The sequence below is a fragment of the Roseateles sp. P5_B10 genome (assembly GCF_056400485.1).
Genome location: NZ_JBFULE010000972.1, coordinates 1 through 1,772, shown reverse-complemented (window position 1 = coordinate 1,772; position 1,772 = coordinate 1). Strand labels below are relative to the sequence as shown.

The 1,772-nt window shown below is 67.7% G+C and carries 2 protein-coding genes and 1 pseudogene; all 3 read left to right on the top strand.

What is annotated here, in order from left to right; genetic code table 11:
- Positions 1-229, top strand: a pseudogene (locus tag AC1DU6_RS29890) (lipoprotein-releasing system transmembrane subunit LolC); the annotation flags it as partial.
- Positions 222-914, top strand: a complete 693-nt coding sequence (lolD, locus tag AC1DU6_RS29885; RefSeq protein WP_056192712.1) for a lipoprotein-releasing ABC transporter ATP-binding protein LolD — start codon at positions 222-224, stop codon at positions 912-914. The pseudogene AC1DU6_RS29890 and the gene lolD, both read left to right, overlap by 8 nt.
- The gene (gene purU / locus AC1DU6_RS29880; protein WP_477861655.1) at positions 911-1,765 is read left to right on the top strand and encodes a formyltetrahydrofolate deformylase; all 855 of its coding nucleotides are present in this window, start codon (positions 911-913) and stop codon (positions 1,763-1,765) included. Before lolD ends, purU begins: the two co-directional genes overlap by 4 nt.
- The last annotated feature ends 7 nt before the right edge of the window (positions 1,766-1,772 follow it).

Genomic DNA, 1,772 nt, shown 5'->3' with positions numbered 1-1,772 from the left:
GTTGGTGGCCTGCAATATCGACGTCATCGTGCCCACCATCGAGCGCCTGCTCAACGTCAGCTTCCTGCCCGGCAGCATCTACGTCATCAGCAAGATGCCCAGCGACCCGCAGCAAGGCGACATCGTGCCGATTGCGCTGGTGTCCCTGGCCCTGTCCTTCCTCGCCACGCTCTACCCAAGCTGGCGCGCCAGCCGCGTGCAGCCGGCGGAGGCGCTGCGTTATGAGTGATCAGATTCTTCAGGCCACGGCCTTGACCCGCCGCTTCAGCGAAGGCGGCCTGGACGTCACCGTGCTCAAGGGCGTGGACCTGCATGTGTCGCGCGGCGAGACGCTGGCCATCGTCGGCGCCTCAGGCTCGGGCAAGAGCACGCTCTTGCACCTGCTCGGCGGCCTGGACGTGCCGACCTCGGGCGCCGTCACGCTGATGGGCCGGTCGCTGGCGTCCATGGATGAGGCCGAGCGTGGCCGCTGGCGCAACCAGCAGTTGGGTTTCGTCTACCAGTTCCATCACCTGCTGCCCGAGTTCTCGGCGCTGGACAACGTCGCGATGCCGCTGCGCATCCGCCGCCAGACGCCTGCTCAGGCGCGCGAAACGGCCGCCGAGATGCTGGCCCGCGTCGGCCTCAAGGACCGCGCGCAGCACCGCCCGTCCGAGCTGTCGGGCGGCGAGCGCCAGCGCGTGGCCATCGCCCGGGCCCTCGTCACCCGCCCTGCCTGCGTGCTGGCCGACGAGCCCACCGGCAACCTCGACCGCGACACCGCCGCGGTCGTCTTCGAGCTGATGCTGGAGCGCGCCCGCGAGTCCGGCACCGCCTTCGTTCTCGTCACCCATGACCGCGACCTGGCGGCGCGCTGCGATCGGCAGCTGCTGCTGGTGGCGGGCCAGTTCCAAGCCCCTGCAACGACCGCATGACCCCGCGATTCATCCTCAAGCTTTCATGCCCCGACCGCGCCGGCATCGTGCATGCCGTCACCGGTGTGCTGCTGCGCGAAGGCGGCAACATCCTGACCTCCCACCAGCATGGTGACGCTGACCATGCGCGCTTCTTCATGCGCATCGAGTTCGAGGCCAAGGCTGAAGAGGGTGCGCTGCAGGCCGCGTTTGCGCCGCTCGCCGCCCAGTTCGACATGGATTGGGAGCTGGTGGCCCGCGCCCGCAAGACCCGTGTGCTGCTGCTGGTGTCCAAGCTCGGCCATTGCCTGAACGATCTGCTGTTCCGCGTGCAGACCGGGCACTTGCCCATCGAGATCCCGGCCATCGTCTCCAACCACCGCGACTTCTATCAGCTCGCGRCCTCGCACAACATTCCCTTCCACCACTTCCCGCTGCTGGGCGCCACCGACGCACAGAAGCAGGCGCAGGAAGCCAAGATCCGCGAAGTGGTGGCCGAAAACCAGATCGACCTCGTCGTGCTGGCGCGCTACATGCAGATCCTGTCGCCCGAGCTGTGCCGCGACCTGAGCGGCCGGGCCATCAACATCCACCACAGCTTCCTGCCCAGCTTCAAGGGCGCCAAGCCCTACCACCAGGCCTATGAACGCGGCGTCAAGCTGATCGGCGCAACCGCGCATTACGTGACCAGCGACCTCGACGAGGGGCCGATCATCGAGCAGGAGGTCGCCCGCATCGACCACAGCATGCCGCCCGAGCAGCTCGTGGGCATCGGCCGCGACATGGAGTGCGTGGCGCTGGCGCGGGCCATTCAGTGGCATGCCGAGCACAGGGTGTTGCTCAACGGCAATCGCACGGTCGTCTTCCGCTGAGGTAGAA

Bases quoted from the DNA above. Each gene is read 5' to 3' on its own strand.
- lolD (WP_056192712.1), top strand. From the start codon at position 222: ATGAGTGATCAGATTCTTCAGGCCACGGCCTTGACCCGCCGCTTCAGC.